Genomic DNA, 24683 nt, shown 5'->3' on the forward strand with positions numbered 1-24683 from the left:
CAGTGCACAAGACATGGCAACCGGGGCTCCGGTCGGAAACAGATAATGAGCTTCTGGGACAGCGACCTATGACGAAGGCGTCAAGCGTCCATTGCCTGACGCAGGCTGCGCGGGCGCATGTCGGTCCACTCGCTGGCGATATGCGCTAAACAACAGGCCTTATCGCCACTGACACCGACGCTCTGCCAACCAGCCGGAATGGCCTTGTAGCCAGGCCAGATGGCGTACTGCTCCTCGTCGTTACGAACCACGACGAACTGGGTTTCGGGGTTATCGAGACTCATGGCTTCACTCCCTGGGAACGCCTTGCACACCTAGCTAGACGCATAAGAGTGCGAATAATTTTCATTTATCTTCAAAACAGGGACGAGAGAACGCCAGCCCCGCCTGCTTACGAGGCTCTGATCAGCCCACTACCGTACCGATTTCCCGTAGCGCATCCTCGCTGGCACGGCGACGCTCGGCGCCGGTCAGCTCGATCAATCGCCCACCATCCATTTTCAGCAGACGATCGGCCTGGTCGAAATAGTGGTCGTCGTGGGTGATGGCCACCACCGTCTTGCCCATCGTCTTGAGCTGGGGCAGCAGCTCGCGATAGAACAACTGACGGAACTGCGGGTCCTGATCAGCCGCCCACTCGTCGAGCAACAACACATCACGCTCCTCAAGCAGCGCCAGGAGCAGCGCCAGGCGTTTGCGCTGCCCCTGGGAAAAGCGCGTATCGCTGAGGCGCCCTCCCTCGATACGGACCTTGTGTTGCAGACGCAGGCGCTCCAGCCAGAAGCTGGCGGACTCGGGCTGCGCGTCACCCTCCGGACCTAGCAAGCGTGCGAACAGATGGAAGTCGGTGAAGACCGAGGCAAACAGCTGGCGATAGGCAGGCCGTTCTGCCTCCGACAAGGCCTTACCATCCAGCAGAACCTGACCCCGCCCCGGGCGCTGCAGACCGGTCAGCAAACGGGCGAAGGTCGACTTCCCGCTGCCATTGCCGCCCACGACAAAGACCAGCTCGCCGCGTCTGAGCTCGAAATCCAGCGGCCCCACATCAAAGCCCTGTTCGTCGCCGGCGGCGGGATAGGCATATTCAATGCCACGCAGCTCGAGGCGCTGCCAGTGTCGCTGCGCAAGCGAGGGCAGTTGCTCACCTCCTTCGGTCGCCAGCTCCAGGCTATCGATTTTGTCCAAGGACACGCGGGCCGTGAGCAGATGGGGAAGCGCAGCCACACTCGCCACCAAGGGGGCACGCAGAAACAGCACGCAAAGAGCGAAGGTCGCAGCGATCGCAGGCTCGGCCCAACCCAGCCCGGACGCACAGAAGAACACCACACCAATGCTGCCCAGCACCATGACGTTGGCCCAGTTGCCAGCCAGACCATTGAAGGTGTCGGCCAGGGTGACGTGATGCCGGTAGGCCTCAGCATTGACCATCAGCTCCTCGTCCAGCAGGCACTGACCGCGACGCCGATTGAGCGCCAGCTCCTTGCGGCCATCGATCAGCGCCTGATAGTCGCGATAGAGGCGATCCTCCGCCTCGCGTAGCTGACGAATATGGCGATTGACCCGCGCAACGAAAAAGCCTCCCAGCAGCAGAGTCATGCCCAACCAGAGCAGGGTCACGCCAAACAGCGGCGGCGACAGCCAGAGCAGATAGGCAAAGGCAGCCAGACTGAGAATCAGGCCATAGATCAGTTCCGGCAGGTAAACGAAGGCGATGGTCAGATTACGAAGGTCGGTCGACAGCGCCGTGAGCAGACGCGGCAAACCCAGTCGCTCAAGCTGCTCGATATCGGTGAGCAGGACTCGACGCGCCAGACTCAGGCGCAGGCCATAGACGAAACGATGACCTAGCCGGTGCAGCGATACCTGGCCAGCACCGGCGCACAACAGCAGCAATAGCAGCAGACCGAAGAACTGCAGCAGATCGCCAAATTGCGGAGTAGTCACGGCGATCATTCGCCAATTGACGAAAGCAATGAGCGCGACACTGAGAATCGCGCTGCCCAGACTCAAGAGGATGATCGCCGCGAAAGGCAAGCGCTGATGGCGCAACAGCAGATTGAGCAGTTTCATGAGGGATTCACAAGAGGTCGTCAGAGCTGCTCGGGGTCGAGGCGAGCCCGGCAATGGTTGAGCGCATCGCGCAGGAGAAAGTGCACCATCGTGGGAGACGCGTTGAGTTGTTCGGCCACTTCGCGTTGCGTCAGGCCTTCAACCTGACACTGAGTGAATACCTGTCGCGAACGCTCCGGCAGCTCATGCAGCGCCGCCAGCAGACGTTGCCAATTCAGCTGGCCTTGCGTGAGGCGCACAGGGCAATCGATGCTGACCGGTATCTCCTCGAGTTGGGACTCCTCAATGCAGAAGCGCGACTCCAGATTGATCCTGCGCAACCGGTCGATCGACTGGTTGCGCACCATCCGATACAGGTAGCGCAGTGGATCGTCCAGCTCATCGGAATCCACGGTCTGCCAGAACTTGAGAAATGCCTCCTGCACCACATCCTCGGCCAGGGCACGGCAGGTCATCAACCGTTGCGCCGCCTCAACAAGCCCCTGACGGTGCTCGCTGAACAACTGCTCGCAAACTTCCCTTTTCGGTTGCATCGCACCATCCCAGTGGCTGAGCCCATACCGGATTCATCCGGCCTGGCAATGGTAATGCGAATGCTTCTTGTATGTATATGTCGCATTTCAAAAAGTTTTATTGGACACTAGCCTTGGAGCCCATAGCCCTCGAAGACTCGCGACACATAGGCTTTGCCTGACGATGATCTAGTCTCATGCGGGCTACCCGAACGAGCACTCAACCCTCACGATGCAGGTAGGCCATATCCAGCCCTCCTCAGCAGTCTCACAGATCCATGCCCAGTCTTTTTCTACAGCCAACCAGCAGATCTCTTTCCCCTCCTCTCCCGGGGGCATGCCTATATTGCGCCGACTACGATCCTAACGACCTGGACCTCGAAGCCTTCGCTGTGCATGCCGTCGAGCAGCCAGCCAATATCCGGCAGGCTGCCACCAAGCGTCGTGCGGAGTTTCTGGCCGGACGCCTGTGCGCTCGCGCGGCCATCGACCAGCTCACGGGGCGCAATGAAATACCGGGCATTGGGAAACACCACGCACCGCTCTGGCCTGAAGGCCTCTGCGGCTCGATCACCCACAGCGATGGTTATGCCGCGGCCCTGGCCGCCCGGCGCAGTGACTGGCGCAGCCTTGGCCTCGACATTGAAACGCTGCTCGAGGAGCAACAGGCCATCGAGCTAGCCCGTGAGATTCTGACCCTGCAGGAGCGGCAACGGCTGCTCTCTCAAGAGCACGCATTTGAAGTCACTTTGGCCTTTTCATTGAAAGAGAGCCTCTTCAAGGCTCTCTACCCGCTCAGCGGTACACGCTTCTACTTCGAGCACGCCGAGCTGCTGGAATGGCAAACAGATGGATATGCCCGATTGCGTCTGCTCACGGATCTTTCATCTGAATGGTGCAGAGGCCGAGAGTTTGTAGGTCGATTCGAACTAAAGGAACGCCAGTTGCTCACGCTGGTGGCAATACCCTCCGAGCTATAAGCAGCCACGACTGCTAACAAGAATCACTTCCAATCAGTGCCTTTGACTTGTACAGTCTCGTTAAATCGCGGTATTCCAGTGCCCCAGAAGGGAACAATAGTGCCGACCAATCAACGTGACAGGATGTCGCGAGATGCAAATGAATTCGAAGGAACGCCTCAAGTCCTTGCTTAATGCCGCCGGACTTAAGTCAAGCCTGATCCGCTTGAAAGTGTTGGGAGCCCTCGAAAATGAGAGCGAAGGTCTGAGCACCAGCCAGCTTCATATCAGACTGCTGCTCTCAGGAGAGTCACTTGAACGGGCCAATATCCGCGAAACCATTTACCGCTTGATGGCTCACAAGGTGTTGACGCAGTCAGGTAATCGTCGCTATCGCATCAATACTGAGTGGAATTCCCCCCCTCGTTGAGAGCAACCGCGCAGCATATTAGCGGGAAATCTTCATTCGACCGGAGCCCCCCCCGGCTGCATGCTGAGAAAAACCAGCAGGGCGACCTTGGACAGGCGCAACACCGCGTCCCCGGTCGATTGATGGAGCCTGAGCAACAAGTGGTTCAGCGGGTTCTGCTGCTAGGCGGATTGGGCTTGCCTCCCGAGCAGGGTCAGAATCATCAGCGGAGTGGATCACAATCACTTGAACTGGGCGTCAGCATCACTGGATCCCCCCCAGCAGAACCTAGGGTGCCGCAGATACCCAACGCCACCTACTCTGTAGAGACCTGGCGAAAATCTCTGTCGCCGGTCTGAACAGTTAGCGCTGCGCGCCCTTACGTAGCGCGCCTCGATGCGGTAGTAGAACCGATTCACTCATCTACGACGAAGACGACTCAGAGTACCTTTACGCAGGCATCGAGCCCCCGCAGGCTTCAAGCGCAGGTGCTGACCGTCCTTGACGAGGTACTTCATTGCCTCGTGCGTATGAGGCCGTTTCGACTGATCCTCCCTCTGGATATGGCCGATTCCGAGCTTTTCACCATACCCCTCCTTGTCGTGGTTGCAGCTATGGGCATAGCCCTGACCACGCGTGACCTCCGTCCAGAGCTCGCTGATCTCAATCGCCTTCCATACATCCCGGCACACATGGTTGCCATTGAAGAAGTAGGCCGCATGGATGTGGTATCCCCGCCCGTGATCGCAATCCCCCTGCTCCACTGAATGGGTGTACCAAATGAGGTACTCAAAAATTGGATTACGGCTGTGCTCGTAGATCAGAGCATCCAGGTGATCGAAGACCTGCTCGACACGTAGCCTGGCCTGTGCTTCAGGGCGGTAGTACAGGTCTAGCCTGATGATCGTAGTCCGGGAGTAAATACTCATGACCACATCTGTGAGCGCGGTGATCTCCCTCTTCTGCTGCTTAGCCAATTCACGGCGATCCCCAGACCTACGCCGATAACGTTGCTCACGGGTCAACTCGCGGATCCGTTCGGTGAGGACGTTCATGCTCTGCTGATGACTGAGCCAGTACGTACCCGTCTCACTCATGCAGACAAGACCATTGGCTGAACACTCCAAGCCGATGTCATCACAGGCATCCCTGAACGCTTGCAGGTGCTCGCTGTAGTCGTAGGGCTCTCGATCATCGAACAGGTTGTACATCTGCTGGATGTGGGCGAAGTATCTGGAGAGCCTGGTCCGCTCGACACGCTCATAGCCTGAGCGCTTATGCATGATCCGGAATGCCGGTGTGTCGCTACGCTCTATGGCCTTGACGAGTGATTCGATCTGCAAGGCTATGTCGGATTGGGAAAGGTAGGTATTGAGCTTGCGGTTGTTCATCGTTGTGTACCTGGTTGGTTGAGTCCATACCAAGTACGTGATGTGTTTATTTTTACTGGTCTCCCTTCTCTATGGTGGTAGCCAGTAGTGATGATTACTATTGGATAGATAGAGTAGATAGTTAATGACTATACTATATCAATAGATGCAGCCCTACCCACTGCGACTCATCCCAGCCAGACCTGGCAATGCGGAGCAACATTGCCAAGCCTATCGGGAAATTTCTTGCACTGCAGCTCGGGAGAGTTAGCTGAGAGCACTGCACGCTCAGCAGCGGCATAAACGCCATGACCAGCCAAAGCCGATCATGGCGTTTGAGCACTATCTGGCCACACTCAAATGGCTGCTTGAGCGTGTGGCGGCTTCCTCAGCCAAATCCCGCTCCTCGATTCTTGCCAGAATCCAAGCCTCGATCTCCGACTGGATCCAACCGACCCCTCTGGTACTCGGTACATCAACGCCGGCGGGGGCCAAGCTAACCGGCTTTGGGAAGATTCCGTCCCCGATGTATTTGTAGATGGTCGACCGGGCAAGACCAGTCGAATTGATGACCTCTTTCAGACGGATGATCCTCATGAACGGGCTCCTGTTGTTCGTTCATGGGATTGGCGGGTTTTGTAAAAAAATATTGGGTCACTCCCGACAACCACCCACCCTGTCCTTAGGGCGACCCAGCAGACCATAACTTAGTCGCTCACTCACGGGGATCTCTTGCTCGGCTAAGTAGCGTTCAGGCTGCCCATCCGCGCACATCCAGACATAGCAGCCACTCAATGAAGTATCAGCCTTTGGCAGCGCAAGTATCGTAAGAAAGGCATTCTTCAGCGCATCAGGCAACACTAGGTAGTTCATCTGACCATGTCGATGGGAGCGACGACTAAGGAGCAGACATTTGATCTCGGCCGCCTTTCTGTAAACCGCCTCCCATAAGCAGCCATGCAACCTTGCCAAGCCCGCCTCGCCACGTGAGCCATTAGCTTCCCCTGCTGCTCTTTTAGAAAGACAAAAGTCCTCCGATATTGCCTTCTTCAGCTCAGGCACCGGATCAGGTAGAGAGCTGGGGATATCAGCCACTGACGATGGGATTAACTCCCAGTGCTTCGAAAGAAATGTCGAGGCGTAGGACAGCAACCTGAACTCCAGAGCAGGAGATAAACGACGCCGTTCTGCAGCATCAAAAAAATCCTGGACACGAGTTAAACGCCCGAGGCTATCTAGATCTGGATCGCCTATACCGGCCTTCAAGCGCGGCTGGTTTGCATTGTCATAGATGTCGCCAAGAAGTGAAGACCAGCCTGTGTACTTATCCGGCTCAAACTGCTGAACAAACACTAGGGGGCAGAGGCCCAAGGCTGAAAGCTCTGGATCGGCGAGGTTCAGCAAGTAGGTACTCTTGGCCAGCCCCAAGATACGTCGACCTGTCCCGCCTGGCACACAGCTCCTAATCACTCCAGTAGCGACAAGCCTGGCCAGCCGGTAGGTCAAGCGCTCTTTGCTCAAACCTGTCGCCCTTCTGAGCTCCGCCAACCCCAATGAATTGACGACACCGAATCTGTCAGCCCTGATTAACATGACTGCGATCAGCAACCGATTCGCAATGCTAAGTCTCCCAGACTTGCGCTTATCAACTAAGACACCATTGCGCCAGTCGGGTCGCAAAATCTGACTCTCAGTTGATGCACCTGCATCAAGCAGCAGAAAAAGCTCAACACCAATTGCAGGCTCAGCCCCATCTGGAAGCGTCACCTTTGCGAGCAGTGCTGTTAGCTGTTTCGTGAACGTAAATCTCCGTTTGGGACGCCCCTTTCCCTCCGGAGCAGCAGCCACAGAAAACAGAGCCTGCACCTCAAGCAGTTTGAGCGCCTTCGACACGCTGGAGAGCCTGACCCCGAAGCGTTCGGCCAACTCCGTCGCCGTACTTACAAATCCACCCTCGGCCTGATGGCTCAGCAGCAACCTGACGAGCAGATATTTCCCCTCCGGCTCAAGGCCTTTTACCTCACACAGCAAATACCGAACGACACTCACACTAGTCCCTCAGCCACTCATGGGATACACCATAATTATCACAGCGAAATTACAGCCTGTATAATTTCAATCTTGTTACGCGTAACGTAACGAATAACAGATTTAAAGGTACAGACATGGCAAAGCGCAAGGTGGGCTTGGAGTGGCTAGACACGTCTGACGAGCAGGCCGTCAATTGGGCCTACAACTACCTTCAGCAGCACGGCAAACCGGTACCCGGCAATCACGGACAAAGGAATGCAGAAACCCTGCTCAAGAAAGGCCTCCGAATAGAGGAAGCAGTGGATGGACGTCAATTTCTCAGCACCATGAGAAATGCCTATCGTCAGCAGAAATGGCGCCTGACAAAACCCGGCCTGAAGAACAGGACATTTCGACTTCACACTCCTGTCGCAGCAAAACTGGACTCACTCGCAAAGCAAGAACGAGTTAGACCTACCGACCTAGTAGAAACACTGATTGCTGAAACTGCCAAAGCCCATGCCGGAATTAGCAAGAAACTAAAAGAGTCAAAGGAGCGCGAAAATCGCGAGAAAGGCCACGCAAATCTTCGAGAGAAAGGCCTCAAGGCCTGCGTCACCGCACTTGAGGAAATGCTTTCCGACGCCCTCATGAGGATCAGCTACTACGAAACGGTCTGCGGCACCCCTACAGATGTGCACGGCCCCCTCAGCAGTCACTACCAACAGGCATGGTCCGAAGCACAGCAAAAGCTCAACGCCATTCGGAAGCAGCATGCAGGTCCACACAACCACAAAAGAGCATTGGATCGTCCTGAACAAATGACACGCCCCAACCAACCACCCCCAAACGGGAATCAAGATGTGGGTCAACGTGTGGGTCAAAAGAATACCATCAAATAAATCCATTTAAATTCAAGCGGATAATCAAATAAAAAACCGGCCACAAGCCGGCTTTTTTATTGCGCAAAAATCCACCCTACGTTGGTTTACCCATCTTTCACAAAGCCTCATGACGAGGCACAGGACTAAACTTGTATGAAGAAAGGGACGGAGTGGGCAAGCTAGCGAGAGATTACTAAGTCAATGCAGCACTCACGGGCAGAGGTAGTCAACCTGCGCGTAACTACGCCGAAACGGATCGGTCAGGTCATCGCTATAGTTGTCGAGCAACAGCCGCCGCTTGGGTAAAAGATGGGCGCGGAAGAAGCGACTGAAGCTAGCCAGGCGCTCCCCCCTGAGCGTCAGATGAACGCAGCCATTATCAATACGAATGGTTCCTGACTGGAGCTGCTCGGTCAAACGTACGTCAACCAACCGATGCTCCTTCAGATACTCCTGCTTGAATACGTCCGAGAAGCGACTTTGCTGGATTCCGCCACCACGCTGCTGCAGCTTCTCGAGGATATAGAAGGACAGCGAGCGGTCGACCACCGTCGGCACTGAGATCGCAAGCGCATAGGCTGTCAGCAGCCATATGAGCACCATCTGCATCTTTTCGAAGGTTCCAAAGACGCTAAAAACGTGCATGCGCCAGATGGTTACGGCAGCAATCAGAGCGGCCAGAGCGCCATCGAGGAGCGCACTGTAGAACACCACATCGACCCCAAAATAGGCGACATGTATCCAGTAGACCAAGCAAGCGAGTGCCACAAAGAACAGTGAAGCTACGAGAAAGCGCCAGGTCTTCATGCCGCCTTGAAAACCAGTAGTTTGTTGCCCAGGTAGCTCAGCACGGCCTGCATCATCACGGCCAGAAAGAGACCCACCGTGTAGTCCCGCTGCAGCTGATCCGTCCAGATGTAGAGCAATAGTCCGTGCAGACAGGCAATCACGGCATAGGACGCGAGAAAGCGCATGGCCTGGCTCACAAGAGCCCCCTCCGAATGCCGGAAGACGAAGAAACGACTACCAATGAAAGACGCCGCAATACCGAACCAAGCGGCAAAAAAATTGGCCAGACCGGCCGACGGCATTTCGAGCACCCGCAGATTGAAGCTCAGAACGGCGAAGTGAATCCCCGCGGCGAAAAGCCCGTTGAGGGCGAAGCGCACGATCTCCGCAACACGAAAATCAAGGTTCATTGGCAATGCTGGCATATCGACAGCGGACTGCTGTGCTCGACATAGTCGATAAACTGTGCATATGGCGAATGCGAAAGCCCACCAGACTTACTGACGCCAGTGAGCATGAGACTGATCAATGCCAGGGATCCAGTCTGGAGGAAAACAACAAACAAGATTCCGAGCGCCACCGAAAACCACCCCGGAGTCGCGAAACCCGATACCTTGAGGACGATTGTTGCCAGACCCGCAACCACTGTCAGCCCACCGATCAGAGCTGAAGCAATTCCAACACGCACTAGCACATCTTCAGCGAAGACCATGACTCCGCGGAACCCGTGCAACGCAAGATCGACAAAACTCATCTTGCTCTGGCCGATATAACGCGGACCGCGATCGAGAGCACAAATACGGATTCGCAGTCGCGAACTCAACACGCAACTGGCAACGTGGATCCACAGTTCCTGCATAGAGGTGAGCCGCCTGACAGCTGCCGGCTTGATTGCCATGAAGTTTCCAAAGCTGATCTGGCGCCCTGTCAAAACCTTGAATAGCGTTCTATAGAGAAAATAGAACGCTTTGAAGCGAAGAGTCTCGACGCGTGTCTTGCGCTGAGCAACGACCAAATCAACATCCGGAGCACTCAGTTCATTGAGCAATTCCGGAATCGAAGTAGGTAGATCCTCTCCGTCAGAATCCATGACCACGACCTGCGCCGTGCCCATATGTTCCGCTACGTAGCCGATACCTATCGCAATGGCTCGCTGGTGACCTACGTTGCGGCGCAAACGAATGACCGTACCGTTCAGCCCAACAGCACTCATCTTCGCCAGATCGACCGGTTGCTGCACAGAACCGTCATCAACCGCCACTACATAGACCTTCGCGCCAAAAGTCGCAGATAGCTCATCGAACAGGCGGGCAGATGCCTCGGCATCCTCAAAGACCGGAGTGACTACGACAAAGTCGGGGGAAATTGCGCACATGGCTTCAGGGCGTTCAGAGTTCAGGAGATGCTTACACTAGAGCGGAGAAAGCTGCGACGTACCTTGCTGGCACGCGGACTAGCTCACCCTTTCTAACAAGACCGATCCGGCCAGCATGGTGCCAATAAGCCCATAGAGCAGTCTATAGATCTTCTGGTACTTGAGCAGGCTTTCGAAGCTGAGGCCGGCCCGCCAGGCCCGCAAGGATGCATGGAGGTGCAGCAGCAGGAACCCTACGACGAATACGAGCATGCGTGGCAGCAGGCCGGACAGAGCAAGGGCGATCAGCAGCGCATAGGCCCCAGTGAACAGGATAATGCCGGCCACAAAACTTTGCGCCCTACCAAAGGCAACCGCATTGGTACGGATGCCATTGAGCCGATCCCCATCGTAACCGCGGGCTTCGTGCATAAGATGACCGGCCGCAAAGATCAGTCCGAAGAAACAGCCGATAACAATACCCCGCTCATCAACGGCAGAAAAGGTTGCGTAGCCAAGCAGAAAGTGCAGCGTGCCGCCCACGAGATGAAGGCAGGAGCCCAGAACCGGACGCCCCTTCATATGAATCGAAGGGGCGGAATAGAGCGTGCTGAGAACCAGGATTGCAATCGCAAGGGTGAGCGAAACCGGCCCCAGCAACGAGAACAACAGAAGCGTCATGCCAAGTAGTGCGACCGCAAGAAATCCGACAGCGGCGCGGCTCACGCCCCTCGACGCAAACGTCTGCGCAGCGCGATGCGGATCCCGGAGATCGCCATCGATACCCGCCCAATCGTTTATCACAAACACATGCCCAACCAGACACAGACTTCCGAAAGCAAAGACGAAAGCCCTGATGCAGTCTTGAACAGACAAGGAACCGAGAGCCAGTAGCACTCCCATCAGCGGAGCCCCTTGCAGCACCAGCACTTCGTCGAAGCGGATTGAGGACAGCAGGCGTAGTAATTGTCGCACCGACTGCGGACGAAGACCCGCCGTAGCGATCATGGTTTGGCACTACCATTCTCGGAGTTCGGCACGCGCCCTCCAGCACCAGGCGATGCGGCAGACAGAGCACCCTCGTGCTCGTAATAAAGCCTGAGCCAGAGGGCATAGCCAAACGCCTCAGACCAGTAGTAACGGCTTACACTCGCACTCAGGTCATTGTGATAAAGCAGCGGCGGATTGCCTTTCAAGGACGCGAAGTTTTCAGCTGCCAGCTTACTCAGCAACAGCGTGATGGCCTTCGAGCGACTCTCGGTGAGATCATTCGCAGCTTCAAAGTGGCGTAGATGCCCAAGGAGTTCAAGCCATATGCCCTGGCCCGCGACCGTGGTCCGCAGCCGCGACTCAGGCAACTGCAACGGGCATCCCGCCTCGCTCACCTCATGCAAACGCAAAAGAACGATCGGCGGCGCCAAGCGGTAATAGACCCAGAGAGATTCGTCTGTCGAACGCTTCTGCAAAGCGGTACACAACTCACGAGCGGCAGGCAGATCTACCTGGGCCAGCCACAGATAGACATGGAGCTGAATGCCAATATCGGGCGGATTAGGATCCTTCCCAGGATCGATGCATCTAAATTGCTCTCTTGGTGCAAGCCAAGTCTGATAGAGGCCATCCGAAGTACGGAACTGCTTTAGCGTCGACAGCGCTAGCGGTAGTAACGCCGAGTGAGGATTCGGCGCGATTCGCCAGGCGAGAGCCGTGTCGTCTGCATCGGGCGTAATCCTGCAACCCATCACACCCATCGTCGGCAGATCGGGGCGACCGTGATAGCGAACGAGGCCATTTTCCTCGATCTGGTTTGTCAGAAACTTACGCGCCCGCACCATGGCGCCTGTTAGGCCAGCCTGCCGGGCTATCGGTTCCACCACATCGATCAGAGCAGCGTTGATGAATATGTTCAGCTCCTGCCGTTGCGGCACGAACCGTGTTTCCTTGGAGAACTCGGTAAGCCAGTAACCGGCATGGCTCTGATGCTCAACGAGAAGCGAGACAGCACTTCGTGCGGCCTTCACTAGGCGGGAATCACTTTGGGTGACAATGAATCTGCGCTCGCCGAGCAGGCGTTGCTGGCCGCCGGAACGGTCTCGCACGAGCGCAGTCACCACATGCGCTCCAGGCGCTAGGTCGTCAGCGGGAAACTTCACTTGCCAACCGCCTGGATCCCGCGTGCCTAGCGCGCGCACAACGTCGGGACGTTCGAAGAAGACATCAGTACCGCCGACCACAACCTGACCATCCACCATCAGCGTGACATCCGACGGCGTGTGGCCATCCATAAGCGCCCAGCCGGCCACCACTAAGTGCCGACCACCGCCTTCGTCGCGCATTTCGGCAACGTCGATGTTCCCCTTAAGCTCACCGAAGTCGGGGGCGATTAGTCCATGCTTCAGCTCAGCGAGAAATGGGGTGTTGCCAATATCCCAAACCAACTGCTTCCATGTGTCACGAGTTATGAGCGGCCCCTTGGCCGCCACGGCCGATCCTAAGGCCTTGCCGGTGTAGCAAAAAGCTCCCACGCCCTGAATGACAACCGCAATGAGGCACGCCAAACCAAACACCGCGCGACCGAGCGTGCGCAAGCGCTCGAAAACCGGAGACAGCATCCAAACGAGAATGGGTAGTGCCTCTGTGAGATACCGTGGCCCCCAACTTAGACCCTGCTCCCAATGTGTCGCGCCGTAAAAAAGCAACTGCACCACCAAGGCGCCACCCGCCGCCAACGTGAGTCCCCGCGAACCCTGATCGCGCAACACAAATGGCAGGAATAAAGGTACAAACAGCAAGAACGGAGAAAAGACGAAAAGCCCGTAAACCGGACTGAACAGCAGTACAGCAATTCCGTAGAGCGTATCCTCACCAAATTTCGAGACCCTGCTTTCAAGCGAGGGCATCAGGCCATAACCCCCGATGACATGACCTACCACGAACAGGTTGTAGGCCAGCGCAAGCCCAACTGGCACTGCAGCTGCAGCAAGAAACCAGATCAAGCGGGACCCGGCCCAGCGGATTGCATAAAGCGCAAAACCCGCAGCAAGGATGGCATCGGGCTGTCGATTGCAGGCCAGAAGCGCGCAAAAGAGACCTGCGCCGAGCGCCCGCAAAGGCGTACAAGGCCCGGTGAGCAAGTACAACATGGCGACAACCAGCAGTCCCGCAAGCCCATGCATCCATAGAGCCTGACTGCTGATCACCCATGTCGTTGTACCCAACGCATACGCGATCGTAAGCAGTACGGCGGCATCAGGAGAGCTGCGCCGTCGCAGAAGCAGATAGAGAAGCATCGCCGACAACGACGCTAAGAAGGACGCACAGAGCTTCTCCATCACCCGAGCGACATAATCGACTCGTAGTGGCTCCCAACCCATTTCATCGAGATAGGCTACTGCCGGCAGGTACAACGGCGCGACAATCACGGGGGTCACAACGGGGTATAGCGAGACGATTCCGCCTGCAGGGTTCTTGATCATCCAGAACGCGGCGGTCGATTGGCTTTTCCCGGTTGGAACCTCCCTGCCCTGCGCCACCAGTAGTGCAATCGGGTCCAACGTCAAACTATGGTGCTTCCAGATCGACAACGGAAGGTAGCGAGCCGGATACGTATCGCCAGCGCCGATGGTTCTCTGATTGGCGTTGTAAATCAGGAAAAAGGAAAGCCCAAGCAGCAGGCAGACCGCACAATCCCAACGCCATGAGCCATGCAAGGGGTTCGATACAGTTCCCGAGCCCGAAAAGCGTGCCCGCCACTTGCCAAAGGCGACCTTACTGGCCTGCATACGACTCCAAGGACTGTTTAGAAAAGAGAGGTTGCTACACCATCTTGAATGTCGAGGGCCAATGAATAAACTCGCGCCTGTCACGCTAACGCCTAGCCACAACGAGCCCTGTGAGCGCATCGCACCCATGCGCTGCGAGTATAACTACGATGCTGAGCAGGAGTCTTGGCTCTCAGCGCGTGCTCAGCCCGGCATTTAATCATGCACATCATCTAGATGTCGGCAATCAACACGCATGCGTACGACCCACAGCTCCTCATGCAAAAGAATAAAGCCACAGTGCTCATAGCTCCTACCCAAACACCGCATTTTTATTGTCCGTTACTTTGTCCGATCTTCGCGCAATTCCCCGTACGACTACAGTGGGTTAAGGTACACACTGACCTCCGTGGAGCGGCAGGATGCCTCGTTTAGCTGTTATAGCCCTGATCCTCGGCCTGCTGGTGGGCTGTAGCGAACCGGACGATACCGTGCGTATTGGCGCCAATCGCTGGCTCGGCTATGCCCCGCTGTACCTGGCCGACGACCTCGGTTGGATGCAGCAAAGTCATCTGCGCCTGGTCGAGTACCCCCACACCACCGGCGTGCTGCGTGGTTACCGCAACGGCCTGCTGGACGCCGCCCTGCTGACCCTCGACGAAGCGCTGATTCTGCAAAGCAGTGGCCTGCCGGTGCAGATTCTGCTGGTAGCCGATGTCTCGGCCGGGGCCGATGTGCTCTTCGCCAAAAGCTCAATCAAGCAATTGGAACAACTGCGCGGCCAGCGCATTGGTGTGGAAAAGAGCGCGCTGGGCGCCTACTTCCTCTCACGCATCCTCGATCTGGCCAAGCTCAACCGCACCGATGTAAAGGTGCTCGACATGCCGATCAACGAACATCTGGCCGCCCTGCAAAGCGGCCAGATTGATGCAGCGATCAACTTTGCCTCGGCCAGCCTGGACTTCGCCGCACTGCAGGCTTTGCCCCTGCTGGACAGCCGTGCACTGCCCAATGAAATCATCGATGTACTGGTGATCAACCCGCAGAGTGTCGATGTCGAACAGGCGGCACGCCTGCGCGCGCTGTGGTTCACCAGCCTCAAGGAATGGCAGCAGCAACGCGCCGGCCATGATCAGCGCGTGGAACGCCGGCTGGGACTGAGCCCGAACGAACTGGAGGTGACCCTGGCCGGCCTGCAGATGGGCGACGCCACCTTCAATGAGCAATTAATCAAGGATGGCGTACTGCAACAGAGCATGCAGCGCCTCAATCAGTACCTGTTCAGCCGCCAGCTGCAGGGTAAACCGGCGAATATCCGCCAGATGCTGCCCGGCAGCTGTCAGGGGGATGCATGCTGACCAAACTGTCGCTGCGCCGCTCTCTGCCCCTGCTGCTCGGCCTGTTCGCCCTGCTCTTCAGCCTGTTGCTGCTGAGCATCGAACTACCCCTGCGCAGCAGCGCCGAGTTGCACAACTGGCGCCAGCACAGCGAACAGACCCTGGCGCTGCTGCAGAGCAGTCTGGCCGACCACCTGCGCCAGGGGCGCAGCGAAGAACTGCAGACCGAGTTGGCCGATTTGGGCAGCCTGGCCAATGTACGCTGGGCGGTGGTGATCGACGCCGAGCAACGAATCATCGCCGCCACCCGCCTCGGTCTTGAGCTGACCAGCCTGACTGGCCTCAGCCACACCGACTTGGCCCGTCACAGCGCCAGCACCAAGGCCCATTGGCTCGCCGAGGGCGGCGAACGTTTTCTCGCGCTCTATCCGCTCGACCGCCAGGGCAGTCATATGCTGCTGGTCAGCTTCGACTTTTCCGAGCAGTTGCTGCTGACCCGACACAACACCTGGCTGTTCATCGGCGAAGTCCTGCTTCTGCTGCTCACTCTCGGCCTGGTCCTCAACGCCCTCTACCACCTGTTGGTGACCCGCCGGCTGGCCGCCATCGAGCAGGCCACCCAGCGCTTTACCCACGGAGCCCAGGACGCCCATGCCGAGATTTCCGGCAGCGACGAGATTAGCCAGCTGGCCAGCAGCTTCAACCTGATGTTCGAGCAACTGCAGCGCCAGCAGCACAACCTGCGCGAGAGCCAGAAGCTGCTGAGCACACTGATCGACACAGCGCCCATTGGCATGATGGTGGTCGACCACGAGCTGCGCGTGGAACAGGCCAATCCGGCCGCGGCCAAGCTATTCTCCTGCACGCCACAGGACCTGCAAGGCAACCTGCCGCAGGACCGTCTACTCGAAGGCGGCTGCTGGGAGCGCCTGATCCAGGCCCCAGCCAGCAGCAACCTGGAGTTCACCACGTTGCGCAACGGCCATGAGATTGCCGTGGAAATCTCCATGACCCCGTTCCAGCGCGAGGGCGAACGGCATTATCTGGTGCTGTTGCGCGACATCAGCGACCGCAAGCTGGCCGAACAGCGCCTGCGCTTCCTCGCCCACTTCGACCCGCTGACCCAGCTGGCCAACCGTCATCAACTGCAGCAGCGCCTGGAACAACTGCTCGCCGCCGGCAGCCGCCTGGCCCTGCTGTTCCTTGATATCGACCACTTCAAGCGCATCAACGACATCCACGGCCACGAGCTAGGCGACCGCCTGCTGATAGAAATTGCCGAGCGTCTCAAGCCCCTGATGCCCCCTCACTGCCTGTTCGGCCGCAGTGGCGGCGACGAATTCGTCTGCCTGCTCGAAGGCGCTGAGCGCGGCAGCGCCGAGACTCTCGGCGAAGCGCTTCTGGCCGCCTTCAAGGCGCCCTTCCAGGTGCGCCAATACCATTTCAACATCACTCCGAGCATCGGCCTGACCCTGCACGGCGGCCACCCCAGCAGCGCCAGCGAACTGCTCAAGCAAGCCGACCTGGCCCTTTATGCGGCGAAGGATGGCGGGCGCAACAACATGGCGCTGTACAGCCCTCGACTGAGCGAAGCCACCGAGTTACGGCAGATGCTCGAAGCCGAATTGCGTCTGGCCATCCAGCGCGACGAGTTCGAGCTGTTCTACCAGCCTCAGGTCGACCCCACCGGCAAGCCACTGGCCATGGAAGCCTTGCTGCGCTGGCACTCGCCCAATCGCGGCCTGGTCGCGCCCAACGACTTCATTCCGGTGCTGGAAGACAGCGGGCTGATCCTCGAAACCACGCCGAAGATCGTGCGCATGGCCTGTCGCCAGGTACGCCAATGGCGCCTGGCCGGTCTCGACCTGCGCGTAGCCATCAATCTGTCGCCACTGGATTTCAGCCAGGATGATCTGGCCGGACGTCTGCTGGCGATTCTCACCGAAGAACAGGTCAGCCCCGACTGGCTGGAGCTGGAAGTCACCGAAAGCGCCCTGCTCAGCGATGGACCGGCGGTGCGAGACAGCCTGGCACGCCTGAAGCAGGCCGGTCTGCCGCTGCTGCTGGATGACTTCGGCACCGGCTACGCCTCGCTGACCTACCTGCAGCAGTTCCACTTCGACGGCATCAAGATCGATCGGCAGTTCGTCGCCGACCTGCCGGACAGTACGCAGTCGGTCGCCCTCGTTCGAGGGATTCTGACCATGGCAGCGCAACTGGGCGTGGAAGTGATCGCCGAAGGCGTGGAAAACGAGCGGCAGGCGGCCTTCCTTCTGCTCAACGGCTGCCAGCGCCTGCAGGGCTATTACTATGGTCGCCCACAACCGGCGCTGATGGTCAACGCGGCCAGCCAGGCCTGATTTGCCCGGCGCGCCGCCCTCTGCTAGTGTCGCGCCGGTTCCGACAGCCCACGAGAAGTAGTCCCCCCATGGCCCGCAAGAAAGCCGCGCTCGATTTCGAGCAATCCCTGAGCGAACTGCAAGCACTGGTTGAGCGCCTGGAAAGTGGCGAGCTGCCGCTGGAAGAGTCGCTGAGTGCTTTCGAGCAGGGCATCCGCCTGACCCGTGACTGCCAGAGCGCCCTGACCCAGGCCGAGCAGAAGGTGCAGATCCTGCTGGAGCGTGATGGCGAGCTGGAAGAAGCCCCCTTCGAGGCCGGAGACGCCTGATGTTCGCCGCCTACCAGCAGCGCAGCCAGCAGCGCGTCGACGCTGCCCTCGAACGCCTGTTCCAAGCCCCGGCCAGCGACCTTGAGCGCCTCTATGCGGCCATGCGCTATAGCGTGATCAACGGCGGCAAGCGCGTGCGCCCGCTGCTGGTCTACGCCGCCTGTGACGCCCTCGGCGGCGACCTGGCGCAAGCCGATGGCGCCGCCTGCGCGGTGGAGCTGATCCACGCCTACTCGCTGGTGCATGACGACCTGCCCGCCATGGACGACGACGCCCTTCGCCGCGGTCAGCCAACCACCCATATCGCCTTCGATGAGGCCTGCGCCATCCTGGCCGGCGATGCATTGCAGAGCCTGGCCTTCGAAGTGCTCGGCAGTGATGCCGGCAATCCGGCCGATGCTGCCCTGCGCCTGCGCATGCTCGCCACCCTGAGCCGCGCGGCCGGGCCGGCCGGAATGGTTGGTGGCCAGGCCATCGACCTCGCCGCCGTCGGTATCAAGATCGACCAGCAGGCTCTCGAGCGCATGCACCGGCACAAGACCGGCGCCCTGATCGAAGCCAGCGTATTGCTTGGCGCCATGGCCAGCGGCAAGGCCAGTGCCATTCAACTGAACACCCTGCAGCACTATGCCCAGGCCATCGGCCTGGCCTTCCAGGTGCAGGACGACATCCTCGATGTGGAAAGCGATACCGCCACACTGGGCAAAACCCAGGGCAAGGACGAAGCCAACGACAAGCCCACCTACCCGGCCCTGCTTGGCCTCGACGCGGCCAAGGCCTATGCCCTCGAACTGCGCGACCAGGCTCTCGCCGCGCTGCACGATTTCGATGAGCGCGCCGAACCCCTGCGGCAACTGGCGGAGTTCATCGTCGCCCGTCGCAGCTGAAGCGGCAGACACAAAAAAGCCCCGCAGTGCGGGGCTTTTTGCTTAACGGGCGGCGTCAGGCGAACACAATCTCCTCGCCGTCGACCTTGGCCTTGATCACCGTGCCGGGAACGAACTTGCCGGCCAGGATCTGCTGCGCCAGCGGGTTCTCGATCCAGCGCTGGATGGCTCGCTTGAGCGGACGCGCGCCGTAGACCGGGTCGAAACCAACCGCCACCAGCTTGTCCAACGCCTCGTCGGTCAGCTCCAGCGACAGCTCGCGCTCGGCCAGGCGAGCGCGCAGGCGCGCCATCTGGATAGTCGCGATGCCGGCGATCTGCTCGCGGCCCAGCGGCTCGAACACCACCACCTCGTCGATACGGTTGATGAACTCTGGACGGAAGTGCTGGCTGACCGCATCCATCACCGCCGCACGCTGAGCTTCCGGGTCACCGACCAGTTCCTGGATCTGCGCCGACCCCAGGTTGGAGGTCATCACCACCACGCAGTTCTTGAAGTCCACGGTACGGCCCTGGCTATCAGTCAGGCGGCCATCTTCCAGCACCTGCAGCAGCACGTTGAACACATCCGGGTGAGCCTTCTCGACCTCGTCCATCAGGATCACCGAGTAGGGTTTGCGGCGCACCGCCTCGGTCAGGTAACCGCCCTCCTCGTAGCCGACGTAACCGGGCGGCGCACCGATCAGGCGCGCGACCGAGTGTTTCTCCATGAACTCGGACATATCGATACGCACCAGCGCCTCTTCGGTATCGAAGAGGAATTCGGCCAACGTCTTGCACAGCTCGGTCTTGCCCACCCCGGTCGGCCCGAGGAAGAGAAAGGAGCCGCTGGGCCGGTTGGGATCGGACAGGCCCGCACGCGAACGACGCACCGCATTGGCCACCGCCACCACCGCCTCGTGCTGACCGATGACGCGCTTATGCAGGTCATCTTCCATGCGCAGCAGTTTCTCGCGCTCGCCTTCAAGCATCTTGCTCACCGGGATGCCGGTCCACTTGGACACCACTTCGGCAATCTCTTCGTCGGTAACCTTGTTGCGCAGCAGCTGGTTCTCGCTCTTGCCGTGCTGGTCGACCATCTGCAGGCTGCGCTCCAGATCGGGGATCACGCCGTACTGCAGTTCGGCCATGCGGTTGAGATCGCCCTTGCGCCGGGCGGTCTCTAGCTCGGCCTTGGCCTGCTCGATGCGCTGCTGAATCTGCGCCGAGCCCTGCACCTCGGCCTTTTCCGACTTCCAGATTTCCTCGAGGTCGGCGTACTCCTGCTCCAGGCGGGCAATATCCTCCTTGAGCTTTTCCAGGCGCTTCAGAGCGGCCTCGTCGTCTTCCTTCTTCAGTGCCTCGCGCTCGACCTTGAACTGAATCAGGCGACGCTCCAAACGATCCAGCTCTTCAGGCTTGGAGTCGATCTCCATGCGGATACGACTGGCGGCCTCGTCGATCAGGTCGATGGCCTTGTCCGGCAGCTGGCGATCGGTGATATAGCGGTGACTGAGCTTGGCGGCAGCGATGATGGCGCCGTCGGTGATGGTCACCTTGTGGTGTACCTCATAACGCTCCTTGAGGCCGCGCAGGATGGCAATGGTGTCTTCCTCGCTTGGCTCATCGACCAGCACCTTCTGGAAACGCCGTTCCAGCGCGGCATCCTTCTCGATGTACTGGCGGTACTCGTCCAGCGTGGTGGCGCCTACACAGTGCAGCTCGCCACGGGCCAGCGCCGGCTTGAGCATGTTACCGGCGTCCATGGCGCCCTCGGCCTTGCCGGCCCCGACCATGGTGTGCAGCTCGTCGATAAACAGGATGACCCGCCCTTCCTGCTTGCCAAGCTCGTTGAGTACCGCCTTGAGGCGCTCCTCGAACTCGCCGCGGAACTTGGCGCCGGCGATCAGCGAGCCCATGTCCAGCGACAGCAGACGCTTGTCCTTGAGACCATCGGGCACCTCACCATTGACGATGCGCTGGGCCAGCCCTTCGACGATGGCGGTCTTGCCGACGCCGGGCTCGCCGATCAGCACCGGGTTGTTCTTGGTGCGGCGTTGCAGAACCTGGATGGTGCGGCGGATTTCATCATCACGGCCGATCACCGGGTCGAGCTTGCCTTCCTCGGCACGCTTGGTCAGGTCGACGGTGTACTTATCCAGTGCCTGGCGCGACTCCTCGGCGTTCGGGTCATTCACCGCCTCACCGCCGCGCAGGTTGGCAATGGCGTTTTCCAGCGCCTTCTTGCTCACGCCCTGAGCCAGCAACAGCTTGCCCAGCTTGGTGCTCTCATCCAACGCGGCAAGAAGCACCAGCTCGCTGGAAATGAACTGATCACCCTTCTGCTGAGCCAGGCGATCAGCCTGGTTAAGCAGGCGCGCCAGATCCTGGGACAGGTTCACGTCGCCAGTCGGGTTCTGGATCTTCGGCAGCTGATCAAGCTCCTTGGTCAGCCCCTGACGCAGAGCATTGACGTCGAAACCGACCTGCATCAGCAGCGGCTTGATGGAGCCGCCCTGCTGCTCCAGCAGGGCATGCAGCAGGTGCACCGGCTCGATGGCCGGGTGGTCGTGGCCAACGGCCAGAGACTGGGCATCGGAAAGGGCCAGTTGCAGCTTGCTGGTCAAACGATCGATTCGCATGGGTTCATCCTTCCTCTAGGTAGGGCGGGCCGGAGCAACAGCACACTCCTGAACAGAAACCCGCCGGGTTGCAGTCTAGATGAGGACAGTTTTCAGCGATTCAAGGCCAACAACCTTGACCGGGATCAGCCAGAGGCTCAGTTGGCCAGCCAGATCAGGCTGGCGAAACGCCCAGTGCGGGAGGCACGGCGGTAGGAGAAGAAACGCTGGTCGCTGACGGTGCACAAGCCGCCGCCATAAATAGCGGTGACGCCCTGAGCCGCCAGGCGGATGCGCGCCAGCTGGTAGATGTCGGCCATGAACTTGCCGGGCTGGGCGCCCGGCACGAAAGCAGAGGTAGTCTCGGCATGCTGGGCCACAAAGGCCTCACGCACTTCGGCGCCGACTTCGAAAGCCGCCGGACCAATGGCCGGGCCCAGCCAGACCAGCGTCTCGGCCGGATCGAACGCCAGGGCCTTGAGCGTGTTCTCCAGCACGCCACCGACCAGTCCGCGCCAGCCGGCATGGGCGGCGGCGACACGGGTACCGGCACGATCACAGAACAGCACGGGCAGACAGTCGGCCGTCATCACCAGCGCCGCGACCCCGGGCGTGGCCGTCCAGCTGGCATCTGCGGTGAGCACCTGGGCAGGTGTGGCTTCGACCACGTCAGGGCTGTGCACCTGATTCAACCAGGTCGGCCGACACCCCAGCAACGTCTGCAGCCGGGAGCGGTTCTGCGCGACCGCCTCGGCATCATCGCCAACATGGGTACCGAGATTGAGACGGTCGAACGGCGGCAGACTGACGCCGCCGGCGCGCGTGGTGACGCAACTGCGCACACGGGCCGGGGCCGGCCACTCGGGCAGCAGGCAGTCGGCCAGACTCAGCGACTCAAACGAAGGATTCATGGTCCTGACGCAGCAGGGAGAGCAGCCAGACCAGATCCTCAGGCAGCGGCGATTCCCACTTCATGCGCTTGCCGGTGGTCGGATGCTTCAACTCGAGAAAACGCGCGTGCAAGGCCTGACGCGGGAACTCCTTGAGCGTTTGCACCAAGGTCGGGCTGGCCGCCGGCGGAATGCGGAAGCGCCCGGCATACACAGGGTCGCCGACCAGCGGAAAGCCGGCGTAGGTCATGTGCACACGAATCTGGTGAGTACGCCCGGTTTCCAGCTTGACCCGCACATGGGTGTGCGAGCGGAAACGCTCAAGCACACGGTAATGACTGACGGCGGGCTTACCGCCCTCGATCACCGCCATGCGCTGGCGATTGGCCGAGCTGCGGCCGATGGGGGCATCGACGGTGCCGCCGGAAGTGACCACGCCGATCACGATGCATTCGTAGATCCGGCTGACGGTGCGGGCCTGCAACTGGGCGACCAGCTGGGTGTGCGCCTCCAGCGTCTTGGCCACGACCATCAACCCAGTGGTGTCCTTGTCCAGACGATGAACGATGCCGGCACGCGGCACATTGATGATGTCCGGGACATGGTGCAGCAGGGCGTTGAGCAGCGTGCCATCGGCATGCCCGGCAGCCGGATGGACCACCAGTCCCGCCGGTTTGTCGATCACCAGCAGGTCATCGTCCTCGTAGACGATATTCAGCGGGATGTCCTGCGCCACCCATTCGCCCTGGGCCTCCTGCTCGGTTTCCAGCTCCAGTACCGAGCCGAAGTGCACCACATCGCGCGGGCGCAGCACGGCGCCATCGACGGTCAGGCGCCCTTCCTTGATCCAGCCGGCCAGGCGCGAACGCGAGTGTTCAGCAAAGAGTTGTGCGGCAATCTGGTCAAGGCGCTGACCGCCCATCTCGAAAGGCACTTCGGCACGCAGTTGGATAATCTCGGACATGGGCACATCTGGGCGAGGCACGGCTTTTGGAAACCGCCGTGCGCTGTGGTTAAATACGGCGTCTTTGTCCCCGGGAAACCTGGGGCGCTCATCATAACAGGACGACGGCCCCCTAGACAGCCGGCCGTCACAGGGATGCAAGCCGCTATGTCAGTGAAACACCTGCTGCTGATCGCCTTCTTGGCACTTACCGCTGCCTGTTCCTCGAACGAGGTGGTCGACGAGAACCTCAGTGAGTCGCAGCTCTATCAGCAGGCCCAGGAAGATCTGGACAACAAGACCTATTCCAGCGCCATTGCCAAGCTCAAGGCCTTGGAATCGCGTTACCCGTTTGGTCGTTATGCCGAACAGGCACAGCTGGAACTGATCTACGCCTACTACAAGAACATCGAGCCGGAAGCCGCCAAGTCGGCCGCCGAGCGCTTCATCCGCCTGCACCCGCAGCATGCCAACGTCGACTACGCCTATTACCTGAAAGGCCTGGCCTCCTTCGACCAGGATCGCGGCCTGCTGGCGCGCTTCCTGCCGCTGGACATGACCAAGCGCGACCCGGGCGCCGCCCGTGACTCGTTCAACGAGTTCGCCCAGCTGACCAGCCGCTTCCCCAACAGCCGCTACGCCCCGGACGCCAAGGCCCGCATGGTCTATCTGCGCAACCTGCTGGCCGCCTATGAAGTGCACGCAGGCAACTACTACCTCAAGCGCCAGGCCTATGTCGCCGCCGCCAACCGCGGCCGCTACGTGGTGGAAAACTTCCAGGAAACCCCGGCCGTTGGCGATGGCCTGGCCATCATGACCGAGGCTTACCAGCGTCTGCACCTGGAGGATCTGGCGGCGACCAGCCTGGAAACCCTGAAGCAGAACTACCCGGATCACCCGAGTCTGGTCGATGGCGCATTCGTGCCACGCGAGGAAGAAGCCGACAACCGTTCGTGGCTGGCTACCGCCACGCTCGGCCTGATCGATACCGAAGCGCCGCTGCCGCCGGGCCAGACCCGCGCCAGCCAGGATGTGATCAAGCAGTATGAAGATGCTGTCGAAGCCATTCCTGAGGAACTTCAACCGGAAAACCAGGACGACAGCGGCGAAGCACAGGAAGACCTCGGCGCCGAAGCCGAAGGCAACAACGACGATCGCTCCTGGTTCAGCTACATGACCTTCGGTCTGTTCGACTGATTACGAAGTAACACAGAAAAAGGAGGCTTCGGCCTCCTTTTTTG

Annotated in this window: 22 protein-coding genes; 8 read left to right on the forward strand and 14 right to left on the reverse strand. The window is 59.4% G+C overall.

What is annotated here, in order from left to right; all coding sequences use genetic code 11:
- Positions 1-80: 80 nt before the first annotated feature.
- The 3 genes from HNP49_RS12755 to HNP49_RS12765 form a co-directional block, all read right to left on the reverse strand.
- Entirely contained in the window at positions 81-284 is a 204-nt protein-coding gene (locus tag HNP49_RS12755) for an MbtH family NRPS accessory protein (RefSeq protein WP_184683788.1), read from the reverse strand.
- A gap of 121 nt (positions 285-405) precedes the next feature.
- Positions 406-2070, reverse strand: coding sequence for a multidrug ABC transporter permease/ATP-binding protein (locus HNP49_RS12760; RefSeq protein WP_184683790.1), 1665 nt, complete (start codon positions 2068-2070; stop codon positions 406-408).
- Positions 2071-2090: 20 nt separating this feature from the next.
- Positions 2091-2603, reverse strand: coding sequence for a sigma-70 family RNA polymerase sigma factor (locus HNP49_RS12765; protein ID WP_184683792.1), 513 nt, complete (start codon positions 2601-2603; stop codon positions 2091-2093).
- Between the two features lie 371 nt (positions 2604-2974).
- Between HNP49_RS12765 and HNP49_RS12770 the strand changes: the two genes are divergently transcribed.
- Together HNP49_RS12770 and HNP49_RS12775 are read left to right on the forward strand one after the other, a co-directional pair.
- Positions 2975-3562 (forward strand): 4'-phosphopantetheinyl transferase superfamily protein, encoded by a 588-nt coding sequence (locus HNP49_RS12770; RefSeq protein ID WP_311772118.1) that lies wholly within the window; start codon positions 2975-2977, stop codon positions 3560-3562.
- 133 nt (positions 3563-3695) lie between these two features.
- The gene (locus HNP49_RS12775) at positions 3696-3971 is read left to right on the forward strand and encodes a hypothetical protein (RefSeq protein ID WP_184683796.1); all 276 of its coding nucleotides are present in this window, start codon (positions 3696-3698) and stop codon (positions 3969-3971) included.
- A 398-nt stretch (positions 3972-4369) separates the two neighbouring features.
- Here the strand turns inward: HNP49_RS12775 and HNP49_RS12780 are convergent, their stop codons facing one another.
- The 3 genes from HNP49_RS12780 to HNP49_RS12790 all read right to left on the reverse strand — a co-directional run bounded on the left by HNP49_RS12780 (position 4370) and on the right by HNP49_RS12790 (position 7369).
- Positions 4370-5341 (reverse strand): hypothetical protein, encoded by a 972-nt coding sequence (locus HNP49_RS12780; RefSeq protein WP_184683798.1) that lies wholly within the window; start codon positions 5339-5341, stop codon positions 4370-4372.
- Positions 5342-5662: 321 nt separating this feature from the next.
- Entirely contained in the window at positions 5663-5917 is a 255-nt protein-coding gene (locus HNP49_RS12785; protein ID WP_184683800.1) for an AlpA family phage regulatory protein, read from the reverse strand.
- A gap of 57 nt (positions 5918-5974) precedes the next feature.
- Positions 5975-7369: a hypothetical protein gene (locus HNP49_RS12790; protein WP_184683802.1), complete on the reverse strand. Its 1395-nt coding sequence runs from the start codon at positions 7367-7369 to the stop codon at positions 5975-5977.
- A 116-nt stretch (positions 7370-7485) separates the two neighbouring features.
- Here HNP49_RS12790 and HNP49_RS12795 point away from each other — a divergent pair, with 116 nt between their 5' ends.
- The gene (locus HNP49_RS12795) at positions 7486-8232 is read left to right on the forward strand and encodes a hypothetical protein (RefSeq protein WP_184683804.1); all 747 of its coding nucleotides are present in this window, start codon (positions 7486-7488) and stop codon (positions 8230-8232) included.
- 192 nt (positions 8233-8424) lie between these two features.
- Here the strand turns inward: HNP49_RS12795 and HNP49_RS12800 are convergent, their stop codons facing one another.
- The 5 genes from HNP49_RS12800 to HNP49_RS12820 all read right to left on the reverse strand — a co-directional run bounded on the left by HNP49_RS12800 (position 8425) and on the right by HNP49_RS12820 (position 14139).
- Positions 8425-9021, reverse strand: a complete 597-nt coding sequence (locus HNP49_RS12800; protein ID WP_184683806.1) for a hypothetical protein — start codon at positions 9019-9021, stop codon at positions 8425-8427.
- Complete coding sequence (locus tag HNP49_RS12805; protein ID WP_221445219.1) at positions 9018-9413, reverse strand: GtrA family protein; 396 nt, start codon at positions 9411-9413, stop codon at positions 9018-9020. Before HNP49_RS12805 ends, HNP49_RS12800 begins: the two co-directional genes overlap by 4 nt.
- On the reverse strand, positions 9410-10378 hold the full coding sequence (locus HNP49_RS12810) for a glycosyltransferase (protein WP_184683810.1): 969 nt from the start codon (positions 10376-10378) through the stop codon (positions 9410-9412). Before HNP49_RS12810 ends, HNP49_RS12805 begins: the two co-directional genes overlap by 4 nt.
- Before the next feature lie 78 nt (positions 10379-10456).
- Entirely contained in the window at positions 10457-11365 is a 909-nt protein-coding gene (locus tag HNP49_RS12815; protein WP_184683812.1) for a UbiA family prenyltransferase, read from the reverse strand.
- A complete protein-coding gene (locus HNP49_RS12820) occupies positions 11362-14139 on the reverse strand; it encodes a hypothetical protein (RefSeq protein WP_184683814.1) in 2778 nt (925 codons plus the stop codon). Before HNP49_RS12820 ends, HNP49_RS12815 begins: the two co-directional genes overlap by 4 nt.
- Before the next feature lie 401 nt (positions 14140-14540).
- Between HNP49_RS12820 and HNP49_RS12825 the strand changes: the two genes are divergently transcribed.
- The 4 genes from HNP49_RS12825 to HNP49_RS12840 all read left to right on the forward strand — a co-directional run bounded on the left by HNP49_RS12825 (position 14541) and on the right by HNP49_RS12840 (position 19010).
- Entirely contained in the window at positions 14541-15476 is a 936-nt protein-coding gene (locus tag HNP49_RS12825; protein WP_184683816.1) for an ABC transporter substrate-binding protein, read from the forward strand.
- Positions 15470-17815: a bifunctional diguanylate cyclase/phosphodiesterase gene (locus HNP49_RS12830; protein WP_184683818.1), complete on the forward strand. Its 2346-nt coding sequence runs from the start codon at positions 15470-15472 to the stop codon at positions 17813-17815. Before HNP49_RS12825 ends, HNP49_RS12830 begins: the two co-directional genes overlap by 7 nt.
- Before the next feature lie 68 nt (positions 17816-17883).
- Positions 17884-18123 (forward strand): exodeoxyribonuclease VII small subunit, encoded by a 240-nt coding sequence (locus HNP49_RS12835; RefSeq protein WP_184683820.1) that lies wholly within the window; start codon positions 17884-17886, stop codon positions 18121-18123.
- Positions 18123-19010, forward strand: coding sequence for a polyprenyl synthetase family protein (locus tag HNP49_RS12840; RefSeq protein WP_184683822.1), 888 nt, complete (start codon positions 18123-18125; stop codon positions 19008-19010). The genes HNP49_RS12835 and HNP49_RS12840 overlap by 1 nt, the downstream gene beginning before the upstream one ends.
- A 55-nt stretch (positions 19011-19065) precedes the next feature.
- Here the strand turns inward: HNP49_RS12840 and clpB are convergent, their stop codons facing one another.
- The 3 genes from clpB to rluD all read right to left on the reverse strand — a co-directional run bounded on the left by clpB (position 19066) and on the right by rluD (position 23463).
- Positions 19066-21630 (reverse strand): ATP-dependent chaperone ClpB, encoded by a 2565-nt coding sequence (gene clpB, locus HNP49_RS12845; RefSeq protein ID WP_184683824.1) that lies wholly within the window; start codon positions 21628-21630, stop codon positions 19066-19068.
- A gap of 137 nt (positions 21631-21767) precedes the next feature.
- A complete protein-coding gene (pgeF, locus tag HNP49_RS12850; protein WP_184683826.1) occupies positions 21768-22520 on the reverse strand; it encodes a peptidoglycan editing factor PgeF in 753 nt (250 codons plus the stop codon).
- Positions 22504-23463, reverse strand: coding sequence for a 23S rRNA pseudouridine(1911/1915/1917) synthase RluD (rluD, locus tag HNP49_RS12855; RefSeq protein ID WP_184683829.1), 960 nt, complete (start codon positions 23461-23463; stop codon positions 22504-22506). Before rluD ends, pgeF begins: the two co-directional genes overlap by 17 nt.
- A 147-nt stretch (positions 23464-23610) precedes the next feature.
- Between rluD and HNP49_RS12860 the strand changes: the two genes are divergently transcribed.
- Positions 23611-24639: an outer membrane protein assembly factor BamD gene (locus HNP49_RS12860; RefSeq protein ID WP_184683831.1), complete on the forward strand. Its 1029-nt coding sequence runs from the start codon at positions 23611-23613 to the stop codon at positions 24637-24639.
- Positions 24640-24683 lie beyond the last annotated feature (44 nt).

The sequence above is a fragment of the Pseudomonas fluvialis genome, from assembly GCF_014207935.1.
GTDB classification, from domain to species: Bacteria; Pseudomonadota; Gammaproteobacteria; order Pseudomonadales; family Pseudomonadaceae; genus Aquipseudomonas; species Aquipseudomonas fluvialis_A.